2 protein-coding genes and 2 pseudogenes are annotated in these 3,404 nt (G+C 54.6%); 3 read left to right on the plus strand and 1 reads right to left on the minus strand.

Annotated elements, in window-relative coordinates:
* Positions 1-142: 142 nt before the first annotated feature.
* Positions 143-1,117, minus strand: coding sequence for a hypothetical protein (locus tag V7Q42_RS05900; RefSeq protein WP_333823021.1), 975 nt, complete (start codon positions 1,115-1,117; stop codon positions 143-145).
* A 289-nt stretch (positions 1,118-1,406) separates the two neighbouring features.
* Between V7Q42_RS05900 and V7Q42_RS05905 the strand changes: the two genes are divergently transcribed.
* The 3 genes and pseudogenes from V7Q42_RS05905 to V7Q42_RS05920 all read left to right on the plus strand — a co-directional run.
* Positions 1,407-2,221 (plus strand): IS5 family transposase gene (locus tag V7Q42_RS05905; protein ID WP_333823022.1). Its coding sequence is split into 2 segments (ribosomal slippage): positions 1,407-1,770 and positions 1,770-2,221, totalling 816 coding nucleotides; the frame shifts between segments, so codons are not numbered across the junction.
* Position 2,222: 1 nt separating this feature from the next.
* Positions 2,223-3,005: pseudogene (locus V7Q42_RS21430) on the plus strand (IS110 family transposase); the annotation flags it as partial.
* Positions 3,006-3,262: 257 nt separating this feature from the next.
* Positions 3,263-3,404: pseudogene (locus V7Q42_RS05920) on the plus strand (IS5/IS1182 family transposase); the annotation flags it as partial.

Here is a 3,404-nt window from a genome sequence, read left to right on the forward strand (position 1 = left end):
AAATTGGACGCCGATCACCCCTCGTAGGGGGTCAAAATTCCACGCCGAAACACACTCGTTGATAGAACCGTCCAACTTTACCGCAGCAATCATGGCGCGAATTCTTCCCACGCCATGATTGCTGCGGTTCAAACGGAACGCATTATTGTTCATTTTCGATAGATTTGCCAATAGTTTCTTCCAAGGAAGCTAGGCCACTCGCGGATATTAGCCCGCATTCCTTGCCTTTTATCCCTATTTTGAAAAAATGCAAGGCATCTTCATGGCGCCCGTGCTTTATTGAAAGCGAGATAATCGAGCGAAGAGAGAGTATGAGGTCCGTCTTTATCTCAATTGCCTTGCTAAACCATTCCTTTGACTGCTCATAATTTCCAACTTCAGCAAAGCGTAAGGCAATAAACCTAGCAATTTTTGCATTTTGGCTCAATGAAAATGATTTTATTGCCAATCTTATTGGGAGGTCAGTATACTTTGTATTCCTCTTATACAGCCCTTCTGCAAGGCACGAAAAATAACGCGCAGAATTTCGCCTCGTTGATCGAATCTGATTTCGAAAATCAGCTTTACTAAATGTCCCGCCAATTACTGATTCAATTACTTTTGATAAAATCCCAACCTCCTGCATAAATGCCGTGACACTATGTCCGGCAAACGGCATTTTTACAAGTTCCACATTCGGAATGCCTTGCATGCGAGCCGCATGCTGACCATCAATATCATGCGGATCAAAAAAAACCAACTTGCGAGCCGTCTTTGAACAATATTGTGGCAAGTCATCAAAAAAGAAATTTATCTGCTTTGCGTAATTAGAAAATCGTAAATCGTATTTTATCTTTGAGTTATCGATTGTATATTGTGGCGATAATGCAACAACCGAGGTAGCCCTAAGTATATGTGAAAACAACAATGCCCCATATCCACCCATAGACGATCCATAACATATAATTTCTCTGTACATTTTGAGAATTCCTCTTTTGTAAATCTCTTCGATGCAGGCGAAAATCTCGCTGGACTGCCACCACAAATTATCAAAAGAGTCTATTGCAATATAATCTATGCGCTTCTTTTCGAGAAACGATACACCGAAGAAAAAATCTTCTTCCTTCTTGTTTGCCATCGCAAAGCCAAACGTTATTACGAGTTTATCGCTTCCGGTCGTGCTGGAGATCGCCTGTATCTCCTTCCCGCAAAATAGCCGCTCTCTGTGCATTTTCCGCTACCAAATCAGTGCCTATGTAATCAGCTTATCCTCGGACAAACCGCGATATCAACATATTGTCGATGGCAGTTAGGTTATCATACCGGTCGGAATAATTTCTGACTCTGGGGGATTCCCACGGAAGGACGATGCAGATTCTGTGGTCCTAGATCCTGTTGACGAATAGGATTCCCCTCTGGGCCGAAGAATGATTCAACGTCGCTTTCGGAGGGCGGCGGCGTTGATTCAGGACCTGATGAGCGACGAGGATTGGGCGTTCTTCGAGCCGTTCGTGACGAGGAGGGGCCCACACAGCGGCCGGCGGCCTCAGGACCATCGTCGTGTGCTCGACGGCGTCTTCTGGATCGCGCGCACCGGTGCCCAGTGGCGCGATCTGCCCGAGTTCTTCGGGAAATGGTCGTCGGTCTATCGGCAGTTTCGACGGTGGACACTCTCCGGGCTATGGGATCTGCTGCTCGAGGTGTTGAACGACACCGAGGGCGTCGGCGAGACGGTCCAGATGATCGACAGCACCGTCATCCGGGCGCACCACTGCGCCGCCGGCGCAAGGGGGGGACTCCGAGACAGGGTCTCGGGCGCTCGCGAGGTGGGTTTTCGACCAAGATTCATCTCCGCACCAATGGAGTCGGCCTCCCCGTAGCCGTCGACATCGCACCCGGCCAAGCCTCGGACTACACCGGCGCCCTGCCTCTCCTCGATGCCGACGGGCCGGAACCGAAGGTTCTGCTCGCCGATCGCGGCTACGATGCCGATGCCATTCGCACGGCGATGGCGGCGCGCGGCGTCACGCCGATCATCCCGATGCGGCGAAGCCGCAAGGTTCAGTTGCCCGTAGACGACTACGTCTACGCCCTCCGGAACCGGATCGAACGTTGCTTCAACAGGTTGAAGAACTGGCGCCGTCTCGCCACCCGCTACGAAAAGACCGCCGACAGCTACCTCGGCTTCGTCCTCATTGCCGCCGTCCGTCTATGGATGCGCGCATTCGTCAACAGGACCTAGGAAGTCGAAGAAGAACGACACGATCGACGCCGAGGCGATTGCCGAGGCCGTGACGCGGCCGACGATGCGGTTCACGCAGATCCGGACGCCCGACCAAGTGGATCTGCAGGCACTTCATCGCGTTCGGGATCAGCTGATTTCCAGTCGAACCAGGCTGATCAATCAGATGCGTGCATTCTGTCTCAAGTACGGTTTGGCCATTCGACAAGGTTCGGATTTCTTCCGGAAGGCCTTACCGAACTTGGTTGCAGACGAGGCGAATGATCTCACGCCAGCCATGCGGCGGATGTTGACGGATCTCTTCGACGACTTGACCCGGCTCGACTAAAGGATCGACCAGATCACCCGTGAGGTGGAAACGCTCGCAGCCGGCGATGATCGGGCCAGACGGCTGATGACCATTCCGGGCATCGGACCGCTCGCGGCCACGGCACTGCTCGCTGTCATCGGGGACGGCCACCAATTCCGTCGAGCGCGAGATCTGGCGGCGTGGCTCGGCCTCGTTCCCCGAGAATACTCGACCGGAGGGAAGACGACCCTCCTCGGAATCAGTAAGCGCGGAAACCGCTATGTTCGTCGGCTCCTGATCCACGGTGCTCGTTCCTGCGTGGCGCACCTGAACCGAACGAGGGATCGTCTCGGCAACTGGATGGCAGGGCTCGAGGCACGAATGCATGTGAACAAGGTCGTCGTCGCGCTCGCGGCGAAGATCGCCCGGATCACATGGGTGATCGTGACCAAACCCGGCGCTCTCTACGAGCGCAGAGATCCCGCTGCCGCCTGAGGAGGACAGCGGAGCAGAAAGCGAGGCTCGAGGGAGTGATGACGAAACAGTCGATCGGCGCCGCGTAAGCCCTGGCTAAAAAACGTGCTCCTGCACGAACGATTATGTGGGAACGTGGCGCGCGCATCTCATCATGGCCTGGCTGCAACAGCAGCTCGCTCGCGAGAGGCCGGATACATTTAGCAGGCTGCTGAAATAGGCGCTTTCCAACAGCGTGTTGGCGTGATTCCGTCTTCTGGTGAGGACGGAGTGGTTCGATGCGCGGTGCGGACGAAAGAGCGGGATCGCTGTTCAGCTACGTCGATCTGGAGAGCCGGATCCCGCCGAAGCACCCGCTGCGGGCAATCCGCGCGATCGTGAACGAGGCGCTGTCGACGCTCGATGCCGACTTCGCCGGGC

The organism is Pinisolibacter sp., from assembly GCF_036782435.1.
Lineage (GTDB): Bacteria > Pseudomonadota > Alphaproteobacteria > Rhizobiales > Ancalomicrobiaceae > CALBKH01.

Bases quoted from the DNA above. Each gene is read 5' to 3' on its own strand.
- V7Q42_RS05900 (WP_333823021.1), bottom strand. From the start codon at position 1,117: ATGGCAAACAAGAAGGAAGAAGATTTTTTCTTCGGTGTATCGTTTCTC.